Raw genomic sequence first — 26,337 nt, 5'->3', positions numbered from 1 at the left:
CGGATCCTGGCCCGGGACACCTCACTGTGGAGCGACGACGTGTGGCTGGTCGACTCCACCCCGGTCGGCTGCGGCTGCTCGCGGGAGACGACCAACATGCTCGACACCGCACCCGGGGTCGAAGCCGCCCACCCCGGCCAGACGATCATCGGGGACAAGAACTACTACGGCCGCGAGTTCGAACGAGACCTTGCGGAGCGTCACCTGGAGTTGCTGCGGCCGGCCCGCAAGGGAGAGGCCGAGCGGGCCGGGGCACACCTGTTCAAGCCGCTGCGGCAGGTCATCGAGTCGATCAACCAGACCTTCAAGGGACAGCTCGACCTGGAACGGCATGGCGGCAAGAGCCCGGCAGGAGTGGCGACCCGGGTCTTGTGCCGGATCCTCGCGCTCACGGCTGCGATCTGGCACAACGACAAGACAGGGCAGCCAGTCAAGCGATCACTGACCGCCTATGATCACTGACCGCAACGACACCCCTCGGACTCATTCATCTAGCCGGTTCGTGGGCACCTGGTTACCCGTTCACCCTTTCGGAGAAGGCGCTCCGGCTGACAGACTCCGGAGGTGCCCGACTTCGACATGCTTGTCATCGGTTCAGGACCGGGCGGCCAGAAGGCCGCCATCGCCGCGGCCAAGCTCGGCCGCCGGGTCGCCGTCGTCGACCGCCCCGACATGGTCGGCGGGGTCTCCATCCACACCGGGACCATCCCCTCCAAGACCCTGCGCGAGGCGGTGCTGTATCTCACCGGCCTCACCCAGCGCGATCTGTACGGGCAGAGCTACCGCCTCAAGGACGACATCACCGTCGGCGACCTCACCGCGCGCACCCAGCACGTGGTCAGCCGTGAAGTGGACGTCATCCGCAACCAGTTGTCCCGCAACCAGGTCTCCCTGTTCGCCGGCACGGGCCGCTTCGTCGACCTGCACACCGTCGCGCTGACCGAAATCACCGGCCACGAACGGCTGTTGACCGCCGAGAACATCATCATCGCCACCGGGACCCGTCCCGCGCGGCCGGACACCGTCGAGTTCGACGGCCAGACCATCATGGACTCGGACAACGTCCTGGACCTGCCCAGGGTCCCCCGGTCCATGGTCATCGTGGGGGCGGGCGTGATCGGCATGGAGTACGCCTCCATGTTCGCCGCGCTCGGCAGCAAGATCACCGTGGTGGAGAAGCGTGCCGGCATGCTCGACTTCTGCGACCTGGAGGTCATCGAGTCGCTCAAGTACCACCTGCGGGACCTCGCCGTGACCTTCCGCTTCGGCGAGACCGTGGCCGCCGTCGAGCGGCACACCAACGGCACGCTGACGGTCCTGGAGAGCGGCAAGAAGATCCCGGCCGACGCCGTGATGTACTCCGCGGGCCGGCAGGGCCTGACCGACGAACTCGACCTGGACAAGGCCGGGTTGTCCGCCGACCGGCGCGGCCGGATCGACGTCGACGAGAACTTCCGCACCACGGTGCCGCACATCTACGCCGTCGGCGACGTCATCGGCTTCCCGGCGCTCGCCGCGACCTCGATGGAGCAGGGCCGTACGGCCGCGTACCACGCCTGTGGTGAGCCGGTGCACCGGATCGACGACCGGCAGCCGATCGGGATCTACACCATCCCGGAGATCAGTTTCATCGGGAAGACCGAGGACCAACTCACCGAGGAGTGCGTGCCGTTCGAGGTCGGGATCTCCCGTTACCGCGAACTCGCGCGCGGCCAGATCATCGGTGACTCGCACGGCATGCTCAAGCTGCTGGTCTCCCCGACCGACCGCACCCTGCTCGGCGTGCACTGTTTCGGTACCGGCGCGACGGAGCTCATTCACATCGGCCAGTCGGTGATGGGCTGCGGCGGAACGGTCGACTATCTCGTGGACGCGGTCTTCAACTACCCGACGCTGGCCGAGTCTTACAAGGTCGCCGCCCTCGACGCGACGAACAAACTGCGCCAGATCGACCGACTCGGCGACTGACCGTTCACAGGAGATTACTCGCTGGTCAATCTTGAAAGGTCAAGAGGTACGGCTATCATCACACCCACACACGGTGTGACCGTCCGCCGACGCAGCGATTAAACGGAATCCACCGTTCCCTTCTGTTGTTCCGACCGGCCAACGACCCGAGGCCACCCCTCTCCGGGTCCGGGGCCGGTCCGCTCAACTCCGCACGTCGTGCAAGACGGAAAGCAGCGCATCCATGAGCAACAACAGGGGCAGAGGGCTGCAGGCCAACGCCCTCGGTACGTTCGACACCGTGGTGATGGCCGTGGCGGGCAGCGCCCCGGCGTACTCGCTGGCCGCGACCACCGCCGTCCTGGTCGGCGCGGTGGGACTGGCCAGTCCGGCGGCCCTCCTCTACTGCGCGATACCGATGCTGGGCATCGCGCTGGCGTTCAGCTATCTCGGCCGTATCGACGTGAACGCGGGGGCGAGTTACTCCTGGGTGGGGCGCACCCTGCATCCCTTTCTGGGCTTCATCAGCGGCTGGGCCCTGGTGGTCTCCGCGACCATCTTCATGGTCGCCGGGTCACTGCCCGCCGGTTCGATGACCCTGTCCCTCTTCGACCAGGGCCTCGCGGACAACACGGCGTTGTCGACGGTGGTCGGCGCCGCGTGGTTCGTGATCATGCTGCTCGTGGTGCTCGGCGGGGCCCGGCTCACGGTCCGGGCACAACTCCTGATGTCCGGCGTCGAGTTGGGCATTCTGGCGCTGTTCGCGGTGTTCGCCCTCGCCCACACGGACAACGCCCGCGCCTTCGACTGGTCCTGGCTGGGCTTCAGCCACTTCGACGGGGTGTCCGGCTTCGCGTCGGGCGCCCTCATCGCCGCGTTCTACTACTGGGGCTGGGACGTCACCAGCAACCTCAGCGAGGAGACCCGCAACAGCCGTCGTACGACCGGACTCGCGGGCCTGATCGGCGTCGGCATCGTCTTCCTGCTCTTCGAGGTGTTCACCATCGCGGTGAACATCATCCTGACCTCGCGGCAGATCGAGAGCAACAAGGCCAATGTGCTGGCGGTGCTGGGCGACGAGCTGTGGCCGGGCTGGGGCGGCAAGCTGCTGATCGTGTCGGTGATGCTGTCGACCATCGCCACCCTGGAGACGACCCTCATCCAGGTCACGCGTTCGCTGTTCGCGATGGGCCGCGACCGTACGATGCCGGCCGCGCTGGGCCGGGTGCACCGCACCTGGAACACGCCCTGGGTGGCGATCACCGTGGTCGGCGGGGTGGCGCTGGCGATGTTCATCGCCTCCAACGCGCTCGGCTCGGTGGGCGAGATCCTCTCCGACGCGATCTCGGCGATCGGTCTGCAGATCGCCGTGTACTACGGTCTGGCGGGCCTCGCGGTGGTCGTCGCGTACCGAAAGATGCTGTTCAAGTCCGCGGTGAACTTCTTCTTCGGCGGGCTGTGGCCGCTGTTCGGCGCCCTGTTCATGTTCTGGATCTTCGTCGAGTCGCTCGGCGATCTGAGCAGGGCGGCGATCTCCATCGGCATCGGCGGACTGGCCGTGGGGCTGATCCCGATGCTCTGGTACTGGAAGCAGGGCAGCGACTACTACCGGCCCGCGCGTCTCGACGCCACGCACACCGTCGAGACGGACTACGTACCGGACGACTTCGTGCCCGAACAGTCGCGGGTCCATCAGGGTCTCCCGACCGACTTCTGAGGGGCACCCCGATGGCGCGAGACCGCTACACCCCCGACTTCGACCCCGACTGCGGGGACGCGCCCCTCAGTTCGGCCCGGCAGGACATCGTCATCGGCCGCTGGCAGGGGCTGCGGGACCTGCTGCGGAACACCGGCGCGCACTGGCTCGGCCGGGGCCACCGGATCCGGACGCTCGCGCAGGCCTGCGCGAGCAGTTCGACGGTCGAGTCATGGCTGGCCGCCGAGCCCCACAGCGGCGACGCGCTCACCTTGCGGGCGGCGACGGAGACGGCCCGGGCCTTCCATCTGGCGATCGCGGCGGGCCGGGGCGTGCCGATCGACCGGAACCGTATCGACGGAGCCGTCATGGCCTGCCTCCAGGCCTCGGAGGCGTACCCGGACGACCCCACCCCCTGGATCTCCCTGATCTCCGTGGCCCGCCTTTATCCGTCGGGGGTGCGACGCCAGGAACTCGCCCGCTGGTGGGACGAGTTGCACCGGCGCGACCCGTACAGCGTGGAGGGCCACCTCCAGGTGCTGCACTACTACTCCTCCCGCTGGCACGGCAGCCACGGCCTGATGTACGACTTCGCGCGCGACGCGGCGGGCGTGGCACCGCCCGGCTGCACCCTGCCGGTGCTGGTGCAGTACGCGCGGGTGGAGGAGTACCGCTTCGCCCTCCACGCCGCGACGGGCCGGCAGGCGGCGGTGGGGCTCGGCCAGCACTGGACCCACGACGGCGCCGTCAGCGATGTGCGCCGCACCTGGCAGCGCTGGATCACCGCCCGCGAGGAGGGCCCCTTCCCGCCCGGCGAACTCCGCGACCTCAACTACCTCGCCCACGCGGCCTGTTACGCGGGCACGAAGGACATCTCCACGGAGGTCCTGGCCATGATGGGCCGCCGGGCGACAACGACTCCGTGGTCGTACACCGGGGACGCGGAGAAGCAGATCGTGAAGTGGCGCAAGGAGATGGGGGTGCGGGCCTGACGGACCTATTCGGCGGGCTGCTGCGCCGGCTGGGCCAGGCTCGCCGTCCACTTGTCCTCGATACGGCCGAACTTCCAGACCAGCAGGGCCACGATCCAGGTCGCGAAGAACAGGCCGACGATGAGGAAGCCGATGACGTTGAGGTCCAGGCCCGCGATCCAGTCCCAGAAGAAGCCGTGCAGGTCGAGCTTCTCGGCGAACAGGCCCAGGAGTTCGACCGTGCCGATGATCAGGGCGACGGCGACGGACAGACCGGTGATCGTGAGGTTGTAGTAGACCTTGCGGACCGGCTTGGAGAAGGCCCAGCCGTAGGCGAAGTTCATGAACGTGCCGTCGATCGTGTCGAGCAGCGACATACCGGCGGCGAACAGGACCGGCAGGCACAGGATCGCGTACCAGGGCAGGCCCGACGCGGCGCCCGAACCGGCGAGCACCAGCAGCGCGATCTCGGTGGCCGTGTCGAAGCCGAGGCCGAACAGCAGGCCCAGCGGGTACATCTGCCAGGACTTGGTGATCGACTTCATGAAGCGGCCCAGGATGCGGTTCATGAAGCCGCGGTTGTTGAGCTGCTCCTCCAGCGCGGCCTCGTCGTAGTGGCCCGAGCGCATCTGCCGGAACACCTTCCAGATGCCGGCCATGATGACGAGGTTGATGCCCGCGATGACGTAGAGGAAGGTGCCCGAGACGGTCGTGCCGATCAGGCCGGTGACGTCGTGCAGTTGGGAGTTGTCGTCGCGGACCGGGTTGGCCAGCGCCTTGACGCCCAGCGAGAGGAGGAGGGTCAGGCCGAAGACGATGCTGGAGTGGCCGAGCGAGAACCAGAAGCCCACCGACAGCGGCCGCTGCCCCTCGCTCATCAGCTTGCGGGTCGTGTTGTCGATCGCCGCGATGTGGTCCGCGTCGAACGCGTGCCGCATGCCGAGCGTGTACGCGGTCACGCCCATGCCGATGCCGAAGGACTTCTCGCCGACGCTGTAGTGCCCCGGCGCCACGATCCACACCAGGGTGAACCAGCCGATCACATGCAGCCCGAGGACGAAGGCGGCCATGCCGCCGACCCTGGTCCACTCCTGCCGCGTCATCGACGTACGGACGCGGTACCAGACCGATGCCGTGGCGGCGCGGGGCGAAGTGGTGTCAGGGACGGCCGTCATCGAGGAGGGTCTTTCTGCCGGGTACGCGGTTGCGGCCTGCAACCTTGTGCCATCCTCCCGTACCTGCAACCCATTCGCAGTAACGCCCGGCAAAGACCACGGCAGGTCTTGCCCAAAGGAGAGAAAAATACCTGGTCAGGACGCCAGCAGACCTCGCCCGAGCCAGTCCTTGGCGTCCTTCGCCCCGGGTAGCGCGTAGAAGTATCCGCCGCCCGTCGGAGAGATGTAATCGACGAGGGGCTCGTCGATCAGCCGGGTCTGGGTCGCCTCGAACTGCCGCTTCACGTCCTGCTGGTAGCAGCAGAAGACCAGGCCCATGTCGAGGTTGCCCACGGCGTCGATGCCCCGGTCGTAGTTGTAGCCCCGGCGCAGGATGCGCGAGGTGTCGGTGGCCGCGGTGCGCGGGTTGGCGAGGCGGATATGGGCGTCGAGCGGGATCGCCGTGCCCTTGGGGTCCTTGGCGTAGTGCGGGATGTCCGTCTCCTTGGCGCCGTCCAGCGGGGCGCCGGTGTCCTTGCGGCGGCCGAACATCAACTCCTGTTCGCTGAGCGAGACCCGGTCCCAGAACTCGACGAGCATGCGGATGATCCGGATCACCTGGTAGCTGCCGCCGCTCGCCCAGGCCGGCTCGCCCTGTCCGTCGCCGATCCAGATCAGCCGGTCGGTCTCGCGGGTGGACGTCACGTCCGGGTTGGCGATGCCGTCCTTGAAGCCGAGCAGATTGCGCTGGGCGCCGGTGGGGCGCGGGGTGTTCTGGAAGCCGTCGATGCGCCACTTGATCTGCATGCCGCCCCGGGTGTGCCGGGCGATGTCGCGCAGCGCGTGCAGCACCGTGTCCTGGCGGGCGCCGCACACCTGGAGCGACAGGTCGCCGTGGCACTCGGCGGCGCGCAGGTTGTCGTTCGGGAACGTCTTCATGGGGGTCAGCCGGCGCGGCTTGGCCTTGGCGAGGCCGTAGCGGTCGTCGAAGAGGGACGCGCCTACGCCGACCGTCACCGTGAGGGCGTCGGCGGGGACCTCCGGTCCGAGGATGCCGTTGTCGGCGGGCGGCGCCCCCACGCCGAGGTCGGCGGGGGTGCCGCCGGAGGTGAGGAAGCGGGCCCGTTCGGTGATCGTCCGCAGCAGGTCGGCCAGTTCGGCGCGGTTGTCGGCGATCACGTCGAGGGAGACGAAGGTAGCGGCGGCCGGGGCGGGGGTGAGGATGCCGGCCTGGTGGGTGCCGTGGAAGGACACCTTCGCGGCGTTCGTGGTGTCCGCGGCCTGCGCCTGAGCAGTGCCGCCGGTCTCGGCGAGCGCGAACGAACCACCGGCCAGCACCGCTCCGGCGGCCCCGGCACCGAGCGCCGTCCGGACGAAGGAACGGCGACCGGCTCCGGCCGGGCAGCCCGGGGTTTCGGCAGTCGGCATCGGACGCTTCCCTTCAGTACGGATGTTCTTGGTGCCGGGGGTGTCATAGGTACCGCTGGTGTCCTCGGTGCTCATCAGGCGGACTTCCTGATCTCCAGCAGGTCCGGCACCGGTGCCAGATCCTCCAGCAACTGCCCGGTGGCGCCGTCGAGTCGGGCCCTGGTCGGCTGGTCGAGCTGCTCGACGGGGGTCCAACTGCCGCCGTGATGCGCCGAGTCGAGCAACGCCTGCAACCGGGCTACGGCCGCGTCCACGGTGGGGAGCAGCGTCGGGGACTCCTTGGTGAGCAACGGAGTGAGTACGGTGAGCAGTTCGCGGGTGCCGGCGAGGTTGCTGTCGACGGTCGCGAGGTTGGTGCCGCTGCCCTCGTCCGTATCGCCGGTCAGCTCGAACTGAAGGGCGTTCTCGAGGATTTCGTGGGCCCGCAACGGCAGGTCACCGGGGTCGAAGTCCTGGGTGGGGAACGCCTTCCGCAGTCCTACGACAGCGGCGGCCAACTGCTGGGCAGGTACCTTGAGTTCGCTCGCCGACTGCCCGTGCCACAGCCCGTACTCGATGCGGTGGAAGCCCGCGAAGTCCTTGTTCGCCACTCCCCCGGCCAGCCCGTCGGCCCGGCCGTTGATCCTCTGGTCGAAGTCCTCGAACGTGCCGTAGGCGGCGCCGAGGGAGGAGTACGTGCGGTGCGCGGTCAGCCAGTCGGTGCGCGCCTTGGCGAGACGGTCACCGGCGATGTCGGCGGCGAGCTGCCGGGTCTGGGTCTCCAGCGTGGCCAGGCCCTGGTCGACGTACACCTTGTAGGTCTTGAGAGGGACGGCGAGGTCGCTCTCGGAGACGGGGACGACCGCCTTCACCGCGCCTCCCGTGCCGCTGACGTGGACCGTGGCCGAGGTGACGGCCTTCGCTCCGGTGGGCACGCACCGCCAGGCGTACGAGCCACCCGCGACGGTGGCGACCAGGTCCCGGGTGGTGCCCGGAGCGATGCCCTCGACCTCGCCGTAGACCGCGCCGGTGGCCGGGTCGATCAGGTACACCTCGGCGGTCTTGTCGCCGGTGTTGTGCATCTGGAAGGTCTGCCGTCCGGTGTCGGGCGCGGTGAAGCCCTTGCCGCACTCCGTCTCGGAGACGGCCACCGTCTGAGAGCTCGCGGGCTTGGGGCGGGCGAAGGCGACGACACACCCGGCCACGACCGCGGGTACGGCGACCACGGCGACGGGCACCACCCAGACGGGACGGCGACGCGGGGACGACACGGCCTCCGGTGCGGGCGCGGACTCCGGCTCCGGCGTCTTGACCGACCCGCCGCGCACTCCTCGTACGAACAGGGGCAGGACCACGACCAAATAGCCGACGTAGCCCACCACTTGGAGCCAGGTCATCGTGGGCATCAGGTTGAACACGCCCTGGACGAGGGTGCTGTACCAGGAGCCGGCGTCGACGCTGCCGCCGAGGTCGAAGGCGTACGTGGTCGGGCCGGGGAGGACGCCGCCCTCCTGGAGGTCGCGCAGACCGTAGCCGAGGACGCCCGCCGCGATGACGATGAGGACGACACCGGTGGCGGTGAAGAACTTCGTCAGGTTGATCCGGAGGACCCGGTGGTACAGGCCCCAGCACAGGGCCGCCGCGAGGACGAGGCCGATCGCGGCGCCTGTCAGGGGGCCGGAGGACTCGCCGGCCGCGCGGGCCGTGGTCCACAGGAACAGGGCCGTCTCCAGGCCCTCGCGGCCCACCGCGAGGAAGGAGGTGAGCATCAGCACGCCCGCGCCCATGCCGAGCGCGCCGGTCACCTTCTCCCTGATCTCACCGGAGAAGGTGCGGGCCGAGCGGCGCATCCAGAACACCATCGCGGTGACGAACGCGACCGCGATCACGCTGAGGACACCGCCGAAGGCCTCTTGGGCCGTGGCGGAGAGGTTCGCGGCGGTGAAGGTGAGGACCGCGCCGAAACTCATCGCGAGGGCGATCGCGGCCAGGACGCCCGTCCACACCTGCGGGAGCCGGGACTTGGCGTCGGCACGGACGAGGGTGGCGACCAGGATCGAGACGATGAGCCCCGCCTCAAGCCCCTCCCGCAGCCCGATCAGAAAACTCGGAAACGCGTCGTCCCACATTGGGTGCGACCCCTCCTGGGTTAGTGAAGGCATGCCTTACTTCGCGGACCATCATGACTACATGCATGTAGTCGGTCAGTCATGAATCGGCAACGACCGGGCAAAAGTGCGGAACTTCTCCTGCGCGGCGGTCGTCTACAGTTGAGTAGACCGTCTACAGATGTGTAGTCAGAGCGGGGAAGGGGCTGACCGTGCTGGACGCCAGGTCGATGTTCACCGGGGAGGTGCGCGGATGATCCTCGTCGCGTTCCAGGGGTCGTCGATCGACGGCGAGGCCTATACGGATGTGGTCAACTCGGCCGCGCAGGCACCCGGTTGGCTGGACGAGCTGGTGTCGGCGTGGTCGACGTACGGGCTCGTGGTGTTCGCCGCGGTGATGGTCGTGGGGTGGTGGCGGGCGCGCCGGGTCGGTGCCGAGGCCGCGGTGACGGCGCTGGCCGTGCCGGTGGTCGTGGTCGGCGTGTACGGCATCGACTCGCTGCTCAAGTCGGCGGTGCGGGAGAGCCGACCCTGCCGGAGTCTGCGGGTGGTCACACTGGAGGCGTGTCCGGGGCCGGGCGACTGGTCCTTTCCCAGCAACCACGCGACCATTGCCGCGGCTGCGGCGGTCGCCCTGTTCTTCGTCTCGCGCCGGCTCGGTGCGGTCGCCGCCGTGGCCGCGCTCGCGATGGCGGTCTCCCGGGTCTGGGTCGGGGTCCACTATCCGCACGACGTGGTGGTGGGCGTGGCGGTCGGCGCACTTCTGGCGTTCGGCGCGATGACGCTGCTGAAGCGGTGGCCGGACTCCCTGACCCGGCGGATCACGGCCACCCGGCTGCGACCGCTGCTGGTGTCATGAACCGCGAGGACCTCGCCGAGTTGGCGGGCAGCGTGGGCCTCGGCGCCTGGACCGCGTTCGGCGTGCTGAGCATGGTGGTGATCGGGCACGAGGGCGCTCCGCTGTTCACGGACGAGGACGTGCTGTCCTGGTCCGTCGCCCACCGCCCGGACATGGCGCTGGCGGTGGCCCGCGGACTGACCGCGACCGGCACGGGCATCGTCCCGTACGCCCTCGTCGTCCTCGCCGGACTCCTCACCGGCCGCACCGCACACGGCCGCCTCTTCGCCGTCACCCTGGCCACAACCTGCCTCGCCTCCGGCCAGGGCCTGCGCTACGGCGTGATGGCCCTGGTCGCGCGCCCCCGCCCGGCGCCGGGCGACTGGGCCGGGCACGCGTCCGGCTGGGCCTTCCCCTCCGGCCACACCACCACGGCCGCGCTCACCGCCGGGCTGGTGATCCTCGCGATACGCGTGCGCGCCCCGCACGGGAGAGGACCGCTCTGCCTGGCCGTCGGCTGCTGGGGCACGCTGGTCGGACTGACCCGGATGTATCTGGGCGTGCACTGGTTCACGGATGTCGTCGGTGGCTGGCTGTTCGCCGTCGGCTGGCTCGGGGTGTGCGTGTGCGCGGCGGCGCGGTGGCTGCCCACGGGGGTGGTCGCCGAGTGGGCCGATCCGGCGAGGTCGGCACGGGAGCGGACAAGCCGGTAGACGCGCTCAAGCGGAAACGGCGGCCGGCACCGGACGCCGTGGGCGGTACCGGCCGCGCAGACCGAGGTCCTCGGTCAGGTCGCCGTCGGCGCTGTAGCCGTGATCCGTCCGCTCATGGCACAACTCGGCGCTGCCGTGCGCCTCTTGGAGTCGCGGCCGGGCCGGCACCGGAAGGTACACGTCCGCCGCCGCGTCACCCGTGCAGTCCGGTGCCCGGATCTCCAGCTCGAACCAGACCTCCTTGCCCTCGTCCACCAGGCGGCTGCCCCAGCGGTGGGCGAGTGCGTCGACCAGGAACAGACCGCGGCCGTTCTCGCTGTCGGGGTCGACGTCGTGGTGGGCGTCGCTCTCGGTCTGCCGGTGCGGAGGCCGGGGCAAGTGCCGCCGCTCGTCCGCCACTTCGCAGCGCAGTGTGCCGACGCCCAGGGACAGCGTGAGCCGGTAGCGACCACCCGCGTGCACGACGGCGTTGGTGGCGAGTTCGCTGACCAGCAGTTCGGCGATGTCCACCAGGTCCTGGAGGCCATACTCGGCCAGCCGTTTGCGGACGAGTTCCCTGGCCTGGCGGACCGAGGACTTTCCCGGGCCCAGGATCGAGGTGCACCCCTCGCCCACGGTCGGCAGGCCGCGTGGACGGTCGTTCGGCATGGTCGATTCCCTTCGGGCCCTGGGGCGTTCGGCTCGTGCGGTGCGGGCCGGGTCCGCGGGCAGACCCGGCCTTGTCTCCACCATGCGTCCGCCGTGCCCATCGAGGCGCGGGGGGAACTACCCGAATCCGTGGGCCGGTTCGTCAACCTGCCGTGACGAGAGCCGTCTCCATCCGGATGGTCCAGCCCTCCCGCTCGTGGTCGCCGGACCGCATGTCCACGAACTCGCAGACCTGGCGGGTGTGCCAGAGCCCGTCCTCGGGGCGTACTTCGGCACCCGGTGGCCAAAAGCCGAGGAACGGATCGGTGATACGGCCGCGCGGGGTGCGCAGTTCGCAGATGATCCGCTGCCGGGTCGACCAGAGCCGCAGATGTGCGCGGTCGCAGCCCTGGGAGGCCGCGTAGCGCGTGGCACCGGACACGGCCTGCCCGAAGCGGGCCGCCTCGTCGGGGGCCATGCCGCGGGCCCGTGCCTGGGCCGCCGCGAACCGCTGACCGACGGTCAGGTCCCCGTCGAGGCCGACCCCGACCGCGTCCGGCGGCGGTGCGGGCAGCGGGCCGAGGCCCTGGGCCGCGTACACCGCGGGCGCCGTGAAGAGCGGGCTGGGCCGGACGCCGTGCCGGTCCCGTTCGGTCGGGTGGGTGTGCCGGGCGGCGTCGACGACGTCGGGCGGCGCGGTCCGGGTGTCGTAGAGGCACATCAGGTCGGGCGGGGCGCCGGTGAAGAGTTCGGTGGCCAGGGCCTCGTACCGCTTCCACTCGGGGATCTGGCGCGGTGAGCGGCCCTCCCACACCGGCTCGCCCGTCATGTGGAGGCGGCCCTCGGGGCTCGCGTGCGTGACGTAGTAGTCGAGGGCGGTGGCCATGCTGTTGGCGGGGCTGCCGCGGTACCACCGCGCGGAGTCGCGGAAGTCCACCCGGCGGGCGTCCGGGCCCAACGCGCGGCGCAGCAGGTCGAGTTTGCGCGCGGTGGTGATGACCACCGGGTCCGGTTCGTCCTCGGCGACGATGCCCTCCCTGAGGAACGGCACCACCACCGCCAGGAACTCCTCGTCGGACGAGTGGATGCCGGCGTGGTGCTTGACGGCTGGAACGGGTGTGCCGGGTGCGGTGGTTGGGGTGGGTTCTCCGTGCTCCATCGCGCTGCCTTCCTTTCGCTTCGCTCGGTTCACGTCCGTACGGCGTCAGGGGCGTACGGCCCGGCGCGCCTCGGCCCAGACGGCGACCTGGCTGCGCGAGGTGAAGCCCAACTTGCTGAGGATTCGCTCCACATGGCCCTCCGCCGTCCGCAGCGCGACGACCAGCCGGTCGGCGATCTGCTGGTTGGTCAGCCCCTCCGCGACCAGTTCGGCGACCTCCGTCTCACGGCGGGTGAGCGGGCTGTCGAGCACCTGCCGTACCGCGGACTCCCGCTCGCCCAGCGCGTAGGCCACCGCGTGGTCCGAGGTGAGGGCGAGACCCTCGCGGTAGGTGCTCTTGAACGCGTCGCCCAGCAGCGCGCGGGCGCCTTCCTCGGCCTCGGTGCGGACCGGGCCGTGGGACGGGGTGCGGTCCAGGGCGACATGGGCGTCCTGCCAGATCCGTGCGGCGGCGCCCAGCAGTACGGCGGCGGAGCGGCCCTCGCCGTCGCGGGCGTGGACCGCGCCGAGCAGTTCCAGTGTCATGCCGATGCCGAACACGTCACCGACCGCCCGCTTGAGCCGGAGGCACTGCCGGGCGTGGATCCTGGCCGCCGTCCGGTCGCCCTTGGCCCATTCGGCGAAGGCGAGTATGCGCAGGAGGTAGGAGTGGATCCACTGTTCGCCGTGGGCGAGGCAGATCTGCCGGAACTCCTCGCACAGGGCCATGGCGCGGTCGAACTCGCCCTGGATCGCGAGGACATGGGCCAGCTCCACGTACTTGAAGCCGACCAGGCTCATGGACTCGCCCTCGCGCGGCGGCCGGGACAGGGCCTCCTCGTACACGGCCCGGGCCCGGTCGTAGTCACCGCTGATCAGGCGGGCACCGCCCCGGCCGAAGTAGGTGTGCGCCACTTCGGCCTCGGCACCCAGCCGCAGGGCCAGGGCGCGGGCCTCCTCGACGAGGGGCGCGGCCCTGACCGCGTTGCCCTGGCTCAGTAGCATCAGGGCCAGGACCCACAGGCCTCGGGCCCGTTCGACGGTCGGCTCGGGGGCGGCGGCGAGCAGACGCTCCAGCCAGTACCGGCCCTCCACCAACGCGCCGGTCGCGAACCAGAAGAACCACAGGTGCCCGGCCAGTCTCAGCCCGGCCCGCAGCTCCCCCGGTGTGGTCAGACAGAACTCGAACGCCGAGCGGATCAGGTCCGACTCCGTGTGCAGCCGGCGGACCAACTCCGGCTGCTCGGGGCCGAACCAGCGCCGCTCGCACTCCTCGACGAAGTCCAGGCACCAGTCCCGCATCCGGCGCCGGGCCGCCGCCTCCGCGTCGGCGTCGTCCTCGCGGAGCCGGTCGAGGCCGTACTGCCGGATCGACTCCAGCATCCGGTACCGGGCATGGACGGCGTCTCCGTCGCGGACGAGCAGCGACTTGTCGACCAGACCGGCCACGGCGTCCACCATCTCGTCACGGTCGAGTCCGGGCCCGGCGCAGACCTCCTCGGCGGCGCCCAGGTCGAAGGTCCCGGCGAAGACGGAGGCGCGCGCCCACACCGTCCGTTCCTCGGGGGTGCACAGGTCGTGGCTCCAGTCGACGGCCGCGCGCAGGGTGCGGTGCCGAAGCGAGGTGTCGCCGGTATCGGCTGTCTCCGCCGTGTCGGCCAGCAACCGGTAGCGCCGGTCGAGGCGTTCGAGCAACTGCTGCACGCCGAGGGCGCGCATCCGTACCGCCGCCAGTTCGATCGCGAGCGGCAGCCCGTCCAGCCGGTGGCACAGGGCGGCCACCGCGTCCTGGTTGGCCTCGGTGAGGGTGAACCCGGGCAGTACGGCGGCGGCACGATCGGCGAACAGGGCCAGTGCCGGGTACTCCAGCGCGGGCTTGGGCGGCAGCGGATCGCCCGGTGCGGGAGTCGCCAACGGCTGTACTTCCAGGACGTGTTGGGCGGGCACGTCCAGCGGATGTCTGCTGGTGGCCAGCACCCGCACGCCGACGGTCTCCGCGAGCAGTGTCCCGACGAGCCGCGCACACGCGTCCGCGAGGTGTTCGCAGTTGTCCAGGACCAGGAGCACCTCCCGATCCTGGAGTTGGTCGACGAGGACCCGCTCGGGCGAACGCCCGGACACGTCACGGATGTTGAGCGCCTCGATCAGCGCGAGCGGCACCAGCGAGGCGTCCCGTACACCGGCCAACTGGACGAGATGCACTCCGTCGGCGAACGCCCGCGCCAGCCGGGGCACGGCGTGCAGGGCCAGCCTGGTCTTGCCGACACCGCCCATCCCGGTGAGACTCACCAGCCGGTGGACGGCCATCAGACGCTTGACCTCGGCGGTCTCCTGACGCCGGCCGACGAAACTCGACGTCCTGACGGGTTGGCCGGTGTTCTGCCTTGTCACGGATACCTGCACAATCGGTCCCGCCTCCGAAAGTGGACTTCAAGAACCCTATGGGCGGGACACGGGCGAAGCATCCGCAGTCCGACATTGCCAGGGAACGACACTTGAAGGCACTTTCCTGACGGAATGTGCACGGTTTCCGTCGCATGGCGATCACCGGTGGATCAGCCGTGCAACGGCAGGACTCAGCCGGCGCTCAACCGGACGAGAACAGCGGTGCCGGCGCGCGGCAGGGTCACCGTCAACCGCCCCTCGGCCGCGTCCCAGGCGACGCCCGCGTCCGTGGTCCCCGGATACAGCACCGTGGCATGCGCGGAGGCACCGCGCAGGTGCGGGACCGTGAGGGTGCGACCGGTGTCGTCCGACCCGCGGCTCCAGACCGTCACATACGTGGCCTCCGTACCCCGCAGCCCCTGGGCGATCCACTCGTCCTCCCAGCCGGGCAGCCCCAGCGGCCAGAACGGATGCCCGGCGCCGATCTCCGCGCGGATGTCCTTGTAGACGGAGAGCGCCGAGCGGACGAGGTCGAACTGCTCGTCGTCCATGAGGTTGAGGAAGCCGGAGAGGTGGACCCGGCCGAGCAGCGGGGCGGTGAGGGTGAAGGCGATCTCGTCGAGGCTCTGATCAGGCTGCGGGTACGCCCACACGGCGGCCTGTTCCGGTGTCGCGGCGGTAGCGGCTGCCGCGGCGATGGGCGGGTAGCGCAGCGGGTCCTGCTGGTCGCTCGTGGACTGGATCTGCGCCACGGCGAGTTGAGCGTAGTCCATGCGCAGGCCGCCCGATCCGCAGTTCTCCAGGACCAGTTGGGGATGACGGTCGAGGAGCCCGGCCAGCCAGTCGAGGTGGGCGCGGTGATGTCCCAGTAGTCCGGCGCCGGCGCTCTCCGAACCCTTCTCGGTTCCCGGGCCGATGTTGACGTTGTAGTCGAGCTTCAGATAGCCCACACCCCACTCCCCGACCAGCCGGTCCACGACCTCGTCGAGGTGGGCGCGGGCTGCCGGGTGGCGCAGGTCCAGATGGTGCCGTCCGTGTTCGGTGACGCGGACACCGCCGCGCCGGAAGAACGCCTCGGGCGGCAGCGTGCCGGCCAACGGGCTGCGCACGCCCACGACTTCGGGCTCCAGCCACAGCCCCGGGGTCATTCCGTGTTTCGTGATGGCGTCCAGGACCTCTTGAATGCCGCCCGGGAAACGGTTGGGCGCGGCCTCCCACGCGCCGACGGAGTCCCACCAGCCCTGGGCGTCATCGTCGTACCAGCCCGCGTCGATCACGAACACCTCGGCACCGGCACTCGCCGCCGCCTCCACCAGCGGCAGGAGCCGTTCGGTGGTGGGGTCGCCCATCAGGGTGTTCATGTAGTCGTTGTAGATCACCGGGAGCGCACGGTGGTCGGGGTGGTCGCGGCGGATGCCCCGGCGGTAGTCCGTGAGGACGCCGAACGCGGCGTCCAGTCCGCCGCTCTCCGTGCGGACGAGGACGGCGGGAACGGTGTGGAACTCCTCGCCGGGAGCGAGGAGTTGGTGCCACTGGTGGTGGGCGTCGTCGGGGCCGAACAGGGCGACGTAGGCCGCGCCTTCGCGTTCGCCGGTCTCGAAGCGCCAGCCCGCGCTGGACTCGATCTGCCAGAGCCAGGCGTTGCCGTCCCGGTCGGTGAGCGCGCCGAGCGGGAGGTGCCGGCCGGTGGACCAACTCCCCTGCGAATAACGCTCGAAGCAGCCCCGCCCCTCATGCCCGTGCGCGGACCGGCTCAACGGGACGACCTGGTCGCGGAGTTCGGCCTGCCGCCAACGGCACTCGGCGAGCCAGTCGTTGTCCGCCCAGTGCAGGGTCAGCCCGTCGAGGCCGTCCTCGGCGACACCGGACGCGATCCCGCCGAGCGTCAGGGTCGTCACGCTCTCCAACCGGATCGGCTCGACGCCCTCGTTGACCAGCCGTACCCGGGAGCGCAGAAAGCCCGCATCGATGCCGACCTCCAGGGTGACCTCGGCTGCCAGCCCCGTCGCCGGGTCCGCCAGCCGGATCGTCGTACGCTCCAAGTCCCCGTCCCGCACGGTCTCGTGGTCGCGGTAGGTCATCCGCTCGCCGACGGCCGTCTCGATGAAACGCTCCCCCGACCACATGCGCCCGTGCCCGGTGGCGGTGACCTCGACGAGAGGCACCAGACAGGCCCAGTCCTGGTCGGGCGCGCCCAGCCGGACCCCTCCGGCGGCATCGACGACGGCGTGCAGCCCGAGCGCCGGATGCGACCAGATACGGGACCCCTCGACTGTTGCTACGACACTGGTCAACGCAATTTTCCCTTCTGGGGCAGTTCGGTCCTGCGGCTCTCGTACAGGCGCTGAGCTGGGCCTTCTCGCTCGACGGGAGGGAACTCGCCACTCCGGTCGGTGTGTTCGAAAGGTAAATCCCCAGTTACGGTCTCTTGACGCCTACGTTGTGACCGCTCACAATCCTCGCATGGATGTGACCGGTCACACAAGCTCCGACGGCCACGGCGACTCCCCTCAGGGGCCGCAGAAAGCCGCCAGTATCCGCGACGTAGCCGCCGCGGCGGGCGTCTCCTATCAGACGGTTTCGCGGGTCATCAACGGCCACCCGAACGTCAAGGAGGAGACCCGCAAGCGGGTCGACGCCGCCATCCAGACCTTGGGATTCAGGCGCAACGCCACCGCGTTCGCCCTGGCCAGCGGGGTCACCCGGTCGGTCACGGTCATCACGTCGAACACCGTCCTCTACGGCTATGCGGCCACCCTGCAAGGCCTGGAGGAGGCGTCCCGCGCCGCCGGATACGCGCTCGGCGTACGAGTCGTGACACCCGAGGACGATCTGGACCGTACGATCGCCGCAGCCGCCGACACCGGTGGTGGCGTGGTGGTCATCGGCTTCGACCGCCTCGGTGCCGCCGCTCTGGATCGCGTACCGGCGCATGTACCGTGCGCGGCGCTGGTGGAAGCACCACCGCCGGGCCGGACACCCAGCCGTCCGGCGGTGTGGGCCGACGACCGCGAGGCGGCCCGTACCGCCACGGAGCACCTGCTGGCGCTCGGGCACGCGAACGTCCACTATGTAGCGATCCCCGCCTCGACCGGAACCCGGCGCCTGGCGAGTCCCCGTGCCGAGGGCTGGCGTCAGGCGCTGGAAGCGGCCGGCATCGCCCCGCCCCCACCGTGCGGCAAGGGCTGGGATGCCCAGGCCGGCTACGAGGCAGGGAAGAAGCTCGCCCGGAACAAGGCCGTCACCGCGATCCTGTGCGGCAACGACGATCTGGCGCTGGGTGTGCTGCGGGCCCTTCATCACGCGGGTCGGCGGGTCCCGGACGACGTCAGCGTCATCGGCTTCGACGACGCCCCGCACTCCGGTTTCGTCACCCCGTCCCTCACCACCGTCCGCATGGACTTCCACGGGCTGGGCCGCGCCGCGTTCGGGCTGCTGCGCGCCCAACTCGACACCGATCAGCAGGAAACCGCGCCGGTACCGGCCGAACCCACCCTCATTCTCCGGGAGAGCTCGGGGCCGCGGGACGCCTAGCCGGGCCGGACGTCCGGCCTCGCCCTGTCCGTCACGTCCGCCGCGCTCGCCGTGTCCGTCAGCCGTCTTCCCCGTAGTCGTCGCACATCAACGCAGCACCGCCCTGCCTTCCTTCCGCGTACGAACAAGGATCCGCCATGAGAAGAGCCGTCTCCGTCCTTGCCACCGCCTGTGTCCTCGGGCTGACCGCCACCGCGTGCAGTGACAGCACCGGTGCCACCACGGCCGCCGCACCCGAGGGCTCCGTCAACCCGACCGCCTCCCTCAAGGGCGTCAACCTCACGATGTGGGTCGCCCAGAACAGCGTCTCGGAGCCCAAGCAGGCCATCGAGGCGTTCGAGAAGGCCACCGGCGCCAAGATCACCACCGAGGTCATACCCGACCCGTACGAGTCGAACGTCCCGACCAAGCTCGCCTCGGGCGTCAAGCCGGACCTGATGTTCTGGCAGCCCACGGGCAGCACCCTGCCGTTCGTGCAGCCCTCGAAGAACCTGCTGACGCTCGACAACGAGGACTGGGTCTCCAAGCTCGGCACGACCGAGAAGACCCTCGGCCAGGTCGACGGTCACCGCTACGCCGCCATCGTCACCAGCCCCGCCGTGCTCGGCGTCTACTACAACAAGGACGTCTTCGCGAAGGCCGGCATCACCACCATGCCGGCCGGCTACGACGAGCTGCTCGCCGACGCCGCGAAGATCAAGTCGAAGGTATCGGGCGTGGCCCCGTTCTTCGAGGTCGGCGGCGACAAGTGGCCGTTGCAGTGGCAGGTGCAGGCCCAGATGACGGATCTGCCGCAGTCCTTCTGGGACAACCTCAACAAGAACAAGGACAGTTGGACCAACAAGACCATCGTCGACGCGATCACCAAGTACAAGACGAAGGTCCTCGACGGCGGTCTGGCGCAGAAGAACTACAAGACGGCCACGTTCGTCGACCAGGGCAAGGCGATCATGGACGGCACCGCCGCGATGGCCGTGAACGTCACCGCGCTCCAGTCCGAGATCCAGGCCACCTCCACCACCGCCGAGATGGACAAGAAGCTCGGCTGGTTCCCCATCGCCAACAGCGCCGCGAAGGCCGAGTACTCGCCGGACCAGACGAACGGCGTCGTGGCCTTCAACACGGGTGACACCAAGCGGCAGAACGCGGCCCGGCAGTTCATGTCCTTCTGGCTCGGCCCCAACTACCCGGCCTACATCAAGGCCAACAAGCTCGTGTCGGTGGAGCCTTCGGTGGCCAACCCCGACGGCCTGCCGCAGACCGCGATCGCCCAGGCCAAGGCCCTGTCCAGCGCCCAGGGCGTCTTCCAGGTCAAGGCGCTCACCGCCCCCGACCTGCACCTCGCGCTCGCCGACATGATCTACGGCAAGAAGACCCCGCTCCAGGTCGCCCAGGCTGCCGAGGACCAGTTCAAGCAGGTCCTCAAGGCACGCGGCGTCGCCGGCTTCTGACCGGCGCCACCGAGCCAGCCCTTCCCCCGGGCCGCCCGTCGGCGGCGTGCCCGGGGCCCGTACCGGAGGTAAGAAAGTGGTGGACACCGCCACGATGGACGCTCTCGACGCCAAGCGTGCGAAGCACCGAGACCAGGACACCGCCCAGGCGCGGCGGTCCCGGCGCAACCGGCTCCGCGGCAAGGCCAACCAGCCGTGGTGGTTCGCTCTGCCCGCGCTCGCTGTGTTCGGCGTGTTCTTCCTGCTGCCGAATCTGCTGAACTTCGTCTACCCGTTCACCGACTGGTCGGCGTTCCACTCGCAGATCGGCTTCGTGGGACTGTCGAACTTCAGCACCATCCTGCACGACGGGTCGATGGCCCGTGACATCCGCATCACCCTGGAGTACGCGGTCCTCGTGGCCGTCTTCCAGAACGGCTTCGGTCTCGCCCTCGCCCTGCTGCTGGAGCGCGACACCCGCTTCAACCGCTTCTTCCGCGCGGTGTTCTTCCTCCCGGTACTGATCTCCGCGCTCGCCGTCGGCTACATCTTCCGTGCCCTGCTCGCCCAGGACGGCGCCCTCAACAGCGTCCTGTCCTCGCTGGCGGGCCATCATGTCGACACCCCCTGGCTCGGCTCGACCACCTGGACGCTGGTCGTGGTGACCCTCATCCACGGCTGGAAGTGGATGGGTCTGGCCATGCTGATCTACCTGGCGGGCCTGAAGAGCATGCCGGGTGACGTGCTGGAGGCGGCCCGTATCGACGGGGCCGGCTGGTGGCGCACCTTCTGGTCGGTCAGGTTCCCGCTGCTCGCGCCCGCCGTCACCTTCAACGTGACCACCGCGCTGATCGGCTCCATGAACACCTTCGACATCGTGCAGGCGACCACCGGAGGCGGTCCCGGCGGCGAGACCGAGGTCTTCAACATCTACATGTTCCGCATCTTCGGCCAGGGCCTGTACGCGCAGGCGTCCGCGATGAGCCTGGTGCTCTTCCTCATCGTCGTCGTCCTCGCCGTGCCCGTCATCGTCGGCCTGCGCCGCAGGGAGAACAACCAGTGACCACCGTTACCGCGTTCGCCCCCGCGCACCGGCGCCCACTGCGCTGGGTCCAGCCGCTCGTCGTCCTGATCATCGCCGGCCTCACGATCGGCATCCCGCTGTGGCTGGTGGCGGTCACCTCCTTCAAACCGCAGGCCGAGGCGATCAAGCCCAACCTCTCCCTGCCCCACCACGTCCAGGCCGCCGCCAACTACAAGCAGAGCTTCGACGAGGGCAAGATCGTCCAGGGCTTCGTCAACAGCCTCCTGGTCGTCGCCCCGTCCGTCGTCCTCGTCCTGCTCCTCGGGGCGGGCGCCGCCTGGGTGTTCGCCCGCCGCAAGGGACGCCTGGTCACCACCCTGTACGCGCTGAGCATCAGCGGGCTGCTGCTCCCGCCGGCCGTGATCACCATCGTCATGGAACTGCGCCAACTCGGCCTGGCCGGCACCCGACCCGGCATGATCGGCGTCTACGCCGGGATGTACCTGTCCACGTCGATCTTCTTCATGACCGGGTTCATCCGCGCCCTCCCCGAGGAGTTGGAGGAGGCCGCCCGCATGGACGGCGCGGGCCCGGTCCGGGTCTTCTTCCGCATCATCCTGCCGCTCCTGCGCCCGGTCATCGCCACCGCCACGATCATGGTGATGCTCTACGCCTGGAGCGACATCTTCTACGCCTTCTTCGTCCTCGGCGGCGGCGACAAGGCCACCCTGCCGCTCAACCTCTACCAGGTCGCCAACGCGCAGTTGTACCTCAACAACTGGCACCTGATCTTCGCCTACGTCGTGATGATGAGCCTCCCCATGGTCCTCGTCTTCGTCATAGCGCAGCGCCGCATCGTCTCCGGCATCACGAGCGGGGCCGTCAAGTAGCCCCGGGGTAGGGCCCGTTCGCCCGCCCCGGTCCCACCCACTATGCACCCGACAGCCTCCCGCAACGTCGCGGGAGGAGGAGGACACCCATGCCTCGAACATCACGCAGACCTCGCTCCGTCCGTGGCCTCATGGGCGCGGTCGTGGTGAGTGCCGCCCTGGTGGGCACAGCACTGACCGTGCCCACCGCGCAGGCGGCCACCCCGACGCTGACCGTCGACCTCGGCCAGAGCACCGGCGCCGTGATGCACGGAGCCAACGGCACCCTGTACGGCCTGAGCGACGACGGAGTGCCCGGCGACAGCATCACCACGCCCCTGCACATGACGTCGATCGCGACAAAGGCGCCGGACGGCGCCCAGCACCCCAACGGTGACGCGCTGGTCGTCCAGCCCCAGTTCGCCCGCGGGGGCGGCGGCGACAACCTCATCTACATGCAGGACTTCTACGCCCAGTGGCCGTACGAGAACCTGGGGCTGGCCGACTACCTGTCGAAGGTCGACACGATGGTCCGCAAGGTCGCGGCCCGCTCCGACGCGAGCACGTTCGTGTGGGTGCCGTTCAACGAGCCCGACGGGATCTGGTACACGGGCCTGGGCAGTTCGACGACCGCCACGTACAACAGCGCGCTCGCGAGCTTCGAGAGCGACTGGAAGACGGTCTACGACAAGATCCGCTCGATCATCCCGAACGCCCGCATCGCCGGCCCCAACGAGACGCACTACGACACCCGGCTGATGGGCGACTTCTACCCGTGGGCCAAGGCCAACAACGTCCTGCCGGACATGACCACCTGGCACGAACTGAGCCCGGGCTCCCTGTCCGACTTCGAAGGCAACTACAACGCCTACCGGACGCTGGAGCGCGAGAACGGCATCAGCCCGCGGCCGATCAACATAGACGAGTACGGTGACCGCCGCGACCTCTCGGTGCCGGGCCAGATGGTCCAGTGGATGTCCATGTTCGAGCGGAACAAGGTCTACGCCGACCAGGCGTACTGGGACGTCGCGGGGAACCTGGACGGCAACGTCAGCCAGACCAACATCCCCAACGGCGACTGGTGGCTGATGCGTTGGTACGCGGGGCTCACCGGCAAGACCACCAAGGTGACACCGCCGCAGTCCAACGTCATCGACACCCTCCAGGGCATCGCCTCCCTCGACACCGGCCGCAAGCAGGCCCAGGTGCTCCTCGGCGGCGGGACGTCGGGCTCGGCCGACACCGTCGTCCAGCACATACCCTCCTCGTTCGGCAGGACTGTCAACGTCTCGGTGGAGCGCACAGCCTGGAGTGGCTATGAGGGTGCGGGCCCCGCGCCCACGGTCCTGGCCCGCAGCACGTACCGGGTCTCCTCGAACGGCAGCATCACCGTGCCGCTGACCAACCTCGACCCCATGTCGGCCTACCGGATCACTGTCAACCCCGCGGGCAAGGACACGCCCACCGCGGCGCACGTTCCCTGGTCGGCGTCGTACGAGGCGGAGAACGCGACCCTCACCCACGGCACCGTCTACACCCAGGGCAGCGTCACCAACGCCTACGGCTACGCCACTTCGGGCACCAAGGACGTGGGCAGCCTCAACCAGGCCGACAGCAAGGCCGCCTTCACCGTCGGCGTCCCGACCACGGGCACGTACAACCTCAACGTCTTCTACGGCAACCAGTCCGGCGGACCGGCCACCCAGACCCTCACGGTCGACGGCGGTTCGCCCCAGACGGTCGCCTACTCGCCGACGCTGAACTGGACCTACCGCTCCACGGCCGCCGCCTCGGTGTCCCTGACCGCGGGCACCCACACGATCACCCTGGCCAAGGGCACCAACGAGGTCACCCTCGACAAGATCGACCTCACCGCCGCCTCCACCGCGGAGACCACCTACCCCGCCACGTACGCGGACATCACCGGATCCCCCTGCTACAGCTACTCCACGTCCGGCACGACCGGCGCCGGCGCGCTGGCCCTGACCTCGCGCACCTCGGCCGCCTTCGACGTGTACGCGCCGACCGACGGCTACTACACCGTGCACACCGACTACTCCTCCAACGGGTCCGGCACCCTCACCCTGGACGGCGCCACCGCCGTCAAGCTGCCCTCCACAAAGGGCAAAGCCACTGACAAGAGTTCGCGGCTGTACCTGTCGGCGGGCAACAACCGCATCACCGCGGCCACTTCGGGGTCCACCACGCTGACCCTGCGCGACCTGCGCGTCGCCGCGAGCGGTGACACGACGGGCGTCTCCGCCTACGAGGCCGAGAGCGGCACCCTCGCCGGTACGGCCGTCGTCACCTCGGACAGCTGGGCCTCCGGCGGGAAGTACGTCGGCTACGTCGGCAACGCCTCGGCCAACACACTCACCCTCAAGGTGACCGCCGCCACTGCCGGGCGGTACGTCATGAACGTCCGCTACGCCAACAACCAGGTCTCCGGCTCCGGGAACTACAACACCAACGTCGTCTCCCGGGCGGCCCAGATCTCCGTCAACGGCGGCACCGCGCAGACCGTCATGTTCCGCAACAACTACAGCTGGTCCACCTACTGGGACCTGCCCGTCCCGATCACTCTCACGGCTGGTACGAATACCGTCACGTTCGCCAACGCGAGCGCCTACGCACCCAACATCGACCGCATCACCGTCGCGCCGGTCTCCGGCTGACCTCAATTTCCTTCGAGGCCCGGCCAGTTGGGCCGGGCCCCGAACAAGGTCCCCGTTTTGGCGATTTTTTCACTACACTCCATTCATCATTTCGAACACTGGTCGAAATCTCGAACAAAGGAGGGTCCGGCGGTGACCACCGAGCACCTCGATCACACCCATCCCGACACCTACGTCATCGGCGTCGACTACGGGACGCTGTCCGGACGGGCCGTGGTGGTCCGTGTCCGCGACGGCGCGGAACTGGCCACCGCCGAGCACCCGTACACCCACGCCGTCCTCGACCGGACCCTCCCCGACGGCACCCCGCTGCCGCCCGACTGGGCGCTCCAGGTGCCCTCCGACTACATCGACGTCCTGCGCATCGCCGTACCCGAGGCACTGGCCCAGTCCGGCGTACGACCCGACCAAGTCGTCGGTATCGGCACCGACTTCACCGCCTGTACGGTCCTGCCGGTCCTCGCCGACGGCACGCCCCTGTGCGAACTGCCGGAACTCACCGGCCGCCCGCACGCCTACGTCAAGCTCTGGCGCCACCACGCCGCGCAGGCCCAGGCCGATCGCATCACCGAACTGGCCGACGTCCGCAAGGAGCCCTGGCTCAAGCGCTACGGCGGCAAGATCTCCTCGGAGTGGGAGTTCGCCAAGGCCCTGCAACTGCTCGAAGAGGACCCGGACCTCTACGAGTTGACCGAGCGCTGGATCGAGGCCGCCGACTGGATCGTCTGGCGGCTGTCCGGCACCTACCTCCGCAACGCCTGCACCGCCGGGTACAAGGGCCAGCTCCAGGACGGCAGTTACCCCTCCGCCGACTATCTGGCCGCCCTCAACCCCGCCTTCGCCGGCTTCGTGATCGACAAGCTGGACCAGCCGATCGGCCAACTCGGCGACCGCGCCGGTGGGTTGACGGCCGAGGCGGCGGCCTGGACGGGCCTGCCCGAGGGCATCGCGGTGTGCGTCGGGAACGTCGACGCCCATGTGACCGCCCCCGCGGCCACCGCCGTCGAACCCGGCCGGATGGTCGCCATCATGGGCACCTCCACCTGCCACGTCATGAGCAGCGACCAGTGGGCCGAGGTTCCGGGCATGTGCGGCGTCGTCGACGGCGGCATCCTGCCGGGGCTGTGGGGCTACGAGGCCGGACAGAGCGGCGTCGGCGACATCTTCGGCTGGTTCGTGCGCACCGGATTCCCGGCGTCGTACGCCGAGGAGGCCGCCGCGCTCGGCCGTGACCCGCACGAGCACCTCACCGCCCTGGCCGCGCAGCAGCGGGTGGGCGAGCACGGGTTGATCGCGCTGGACTGGCAGAGCGGCAACCGATCCGTCCTCGTCGACCACGACCTCAGCGGTGTCCTGGTGGGCCTGACCCTGTCCACCCGCCCCGAGGACGTCTACCGCGCGCTGCTGGAGGCCACCGCCTTCGGCACCCGCACCATCATCGAGGCGTTCAAGACCTCCGGCGTGCCGGTCCGCGAACTCATCATCGCGGGCGGCCTGATGAAGAACCCGCTGCTGATGCAGATCTACACCGACGTCACCCGCCTCCCCCTCGGTGTCATCGACTCGGCGCAGGGTCCCGCGCTGGGCTCGGCGATGCACGCGGCGGTCGCGGCCGGCGCCCACCCCGACATCCGGGCCGCCGCCGACGCCATGGCCAAGGCCCGCCCCGCCGTCTACCGGCCGGATCCCGAGCGGGCCGCCGCCTACGACCGGCTGTACGCCGAATACCGGCTCCTGCACGACTACTTCGGCCGCGGCGCCAACGAGGTCATGCACCGTCTGCGCCACCTCCGCGCCGAGGCCTCCGCCTGAGCGACACCC

Annotated in this window: 18 protein-coding genes and 1 pseudogene; 12 read left to right on the top strand and 7 right to left on the bottom strand. The window is 69.6% G+C overall.

Annotated features, from left to right (window positions below; all coding sequences use genetic code 11):
- The 4 genes and pseudogenes from ACIRRY_RS05730 to ACIRRY_RS05715 form a co-directional block, all read left to right on the top strand.
- A pseudogene (locus tag ACIRRY_RS05730) lies at positions 1 to 462 on the top strand (IS982 family transposase); the annotation flags it as partial.
- A 102-nt stretch (positions 463 to 564) separates the two neighbouring features.
- Positions 565 to 1,968, top strand: a complete 1,404-nt coding sequence (gene sthA, locus ACIRRY_RS05725) for a Si-specific NAD(P)(+) transhydrogenase (RefSeq protein ID WP_403968249.1) — start codon at positions 565 to 567, stop codon at positions 1,966 to 1,968.
- Positions 1,969 to 2,191: 223 nt separating this feature from the next.
- Positions 2,192 to 3,664 (top strand): APC family permease, encoded by a 1,473-nt coding sequence (locus ACIRRY_RS05720; protein WP_403968247.1) that lies wholly within the window; start codon positions 2,192 to 2,194, stop codon positions 3,662 to 3,664.
- A gap of 11 nt (positions 3,665 to 3,675) precedes the next feature.
- Positions 3,676 to 4,635 carry a hypothetical protein gene (locus tag ACIRRY_RS05715; RefSeq protein WP_403968245.1) on the top strand — a complete coding sequence of 320 codons (960 nt, stop codon included), beginning with the start codon at positions 3,676 to 3,678 and terminating at the stop codon, positions 4,633 to 4,635.
- 5 nt (positions 4,636 to 4,640) lie between these two features.
- On the opposite strand, the gene ACIRRY_RS05710 is transcribed toward ACIRRY_RS05715, so the two are convergent.
- The 3 genes from ACIRRY_RS05710 to efeU form a co-directional block, all read right to left on the bottom strand.
- The gene (locus ACIRRY_RS05710) at positions 4,641 to 5,789 is read right to left on the bottom strand and encodes a HoxN/HupN/NixA family nickel/cobalt transporter (RefSeq protein ID WP_403968243.1); all 1,149 of its coding nucleotides are present in this window, start codon (positions 5,787 to 5,789) and stop codon (positions 4,641 to 4,643) included.
- Between the two features lie 135 nt (positions 5,790 to 5,924).
- Positions 5,925 to 7,196: an iron uptake transporter deferrochelatase/peroxidase subunit gene (gene efeB, locus ACIRRY_RS05705; protein ID WP_403968363.1), complete on the bottom strand. Its 1,272-nt coding sequence runs from the start codon at positions 7,194 to 7,196 to the stop codon at positions 5,925 to 5,927.
- Between the two features lie 74 nt (positions 7,197 to 7,270).
- On the bottom strand, positions 7,271 to 9,304 hold the full coding sequence (gene efeU / locus ACIRRY_RS05700) for an iron uptake transporter permease EfeU (protein ID WP_403968241.1): 2,034 nt from the start codon (positions 9,302 to 9,304) through the stop codon (positions 7,271 to 7,273).
- A 235-nt stretch (positions 9,305 to 9,539) separates the two neighbouring features.
- Here efeU and ACIRRY_RS05695 point away from each other — a divergent pair, with 235 nt between their 5' ends.
- Both ACIRRY_RS05695 and ACIRRY_RS05690 read left to right on the top strand, forming a co-directional pair.
- Entirely contained in the window at positions 9,540 to 10,142 is a 603-nt protein-coding gene (locus ACIRRY_RS05695) for a phosphatase PAP2 family protein (protein WP_403968361.1), read from the top strand.
- Entirely contained in the window at positions 10,139 to 10,834 is a 696-nt protein-coding gene (locus ACIRRY_RS05690; protein WP_403968239.1) for a phosphatase PAP2 family protein, read from the top strand. The genes ACIRRY_RS05695 and ACIRRY_RS05690 overlap by 4 nt, the downstream gene beginning before the upstream one ends.
- Before the next feature lie 6 nt (positions 10,835 to 10,840).
- Here the strand turns inward: ACIRRY_RS05690 and ACIRRY_RS05685 are convergent, their stop codons facing one another.
- The 4 genes from ACIRRY_RS05685 to ACIRRY_RS05670 all read right to left on the bottom strand — a co-directional run bounded on the left by ACIRRY_RS05685 (position 10,841) and on the right by ACIRRY_RS05670 (position 17,278).
- Positions 10,841 to 11,482, bottom strand: coding sequence for an ATP-binding protein (locus tag ACIRRY_RS05685; RefSeq protein ID WP_403968237.1), 642 nt, complete (start codon positions 11,480 to 11,482; stop codon positions 10,841 to 10,843).
- A 142-nt stretch (positions 11,483 to 11,624) separates the two neighbouring features.
- Entirely contained in the window at positions 11,625 to 12,620 is a 996-nt protein-coding gene (locus tag ACIRRY_RS05680) for an anti-sigma factor RsbA family regulatory protein (RefSeq protein ID WP_403968235.1), read from the bottom strand.
- A gap of 45 nt (positions 12,621 to 12,665) precedes the next feature.
- Positions 12,666 to 14,990, bottom strand: a complete 2,325-nt coding sequence (locus tag ACIRRY_RS05675) for an ATP-binding protein (RefSeq protein WP_403968233.1) — start codon at positions 14,988 to 14,990, stop codon at positions 12,666 to 12,668.
- 185 nt (positions 14,991 to 15,175) lie between these two features.
- A complete protein-coding gene (locus ACIRRY_RS05670; protein ID WP_403968231.1) occupies positions 15,176 to 17,278 on the bottom strand; it encodes an alpha-galactosidase in 2,103 nt (700 codons plus the stop codon).
- A gap of 169 nt (positions 17,279 to 17,447) precedes the next feature.
- Here ACIRRY_RS05670 and ACIRRY_RS05665 point away from each other — a divergent pair, with 169 nt between their 5' ends.
- The 6 genes from ACIRRY_RS05665 (at position 17,448) to araB (ending at position 26,328) form a co-directional block, all read left to right on the top strand.
- Entirely contained in the window at positions 17,448 to 18,518 is a 1,071-nt protein-coding gene (locus ACIRRY_RS05665; RefSeq protein WP_403968229.1) for a LacI family DNA-binding transcriptional regulator, read from the top strand.
- A 137-nt stretch (positions 18,519 to 18,655) separates the two neighbouring features.
- Entirely contained in the window at positions 18,656 to 19,969 is a 1,314-nt protein-coding gene (locus ACIRRY_RS05660; protein ID WP_403968227.1) for an ABC transporter substrate-binding protein, read from the top strand.
- A gap of 76 nt (positions 19,970 to 20,045) precedes the next feature.
- A complete protein-coding gene (locus ACIRRY_RS05655; RefSeq protein ID WP_403968225.1) occupies positions 20,046 to 21,011 on the top strand; it encodes a carbohydrate ABC transporter permease in 966 nt (321 codons plus the stop codon).
- A complete protein-coding gene (locus ACIRRY_RS05650) occupies positions 21,008 to 21,862 on the top strand; it encodes a carbohydrate ABC transporter permease (RefSeq protein WP_403968223.1) in 855 nt (284 codons plus the stop codon). Before ACIRRY_RS05655 ends, ACIRRY_RS05650 begins: the two co-directional genes overlap by 4 nt.
- 89 nt (positions 21,863 to 21,951) lie before the next feature.
- The gene (locus tag ACIRRY_RS05645) at positions 21,952 to 24,516 is read left to right on the top strand and encodes a CBM35 domain-containing protein (protein WP_403968221.1); all 2,565 of its coding nucleotides are present in this window, start codon (positions 21,952 to 21,954) and stop codon (positions 24,514 to 24,516) included.
- A 132-nt stretch (positions 24,517 to 24,648) separates the two neighbouring features.
- Complete coding sequence (gene araB, locus ACIRRY_RS05640; protein WP_403968219.1) at positions 24,649 to 26,328, top strand: ribulokinase; 1,680 nt, start codon at positions 24,649 to 24,651, stop codon at positions 26,326 to 26,328.
- Positions 26,329 to 26,337 lie beyond the last annotated feature (9 nt).

The sequence above is a fragment of the Streptomyces sp. NPDC101776 genome (genome assembly GCF_044766845.1).
GTDB lineage: Bacteria > Actinomycetota > Actinomycetes > Streptomycetales > Streptomycetaceae > Streptomyces.
Note: the sequence above shows the minus strand (reverse complement) of the source record. Positions and strands in the feature narration are given on the sequence as shown.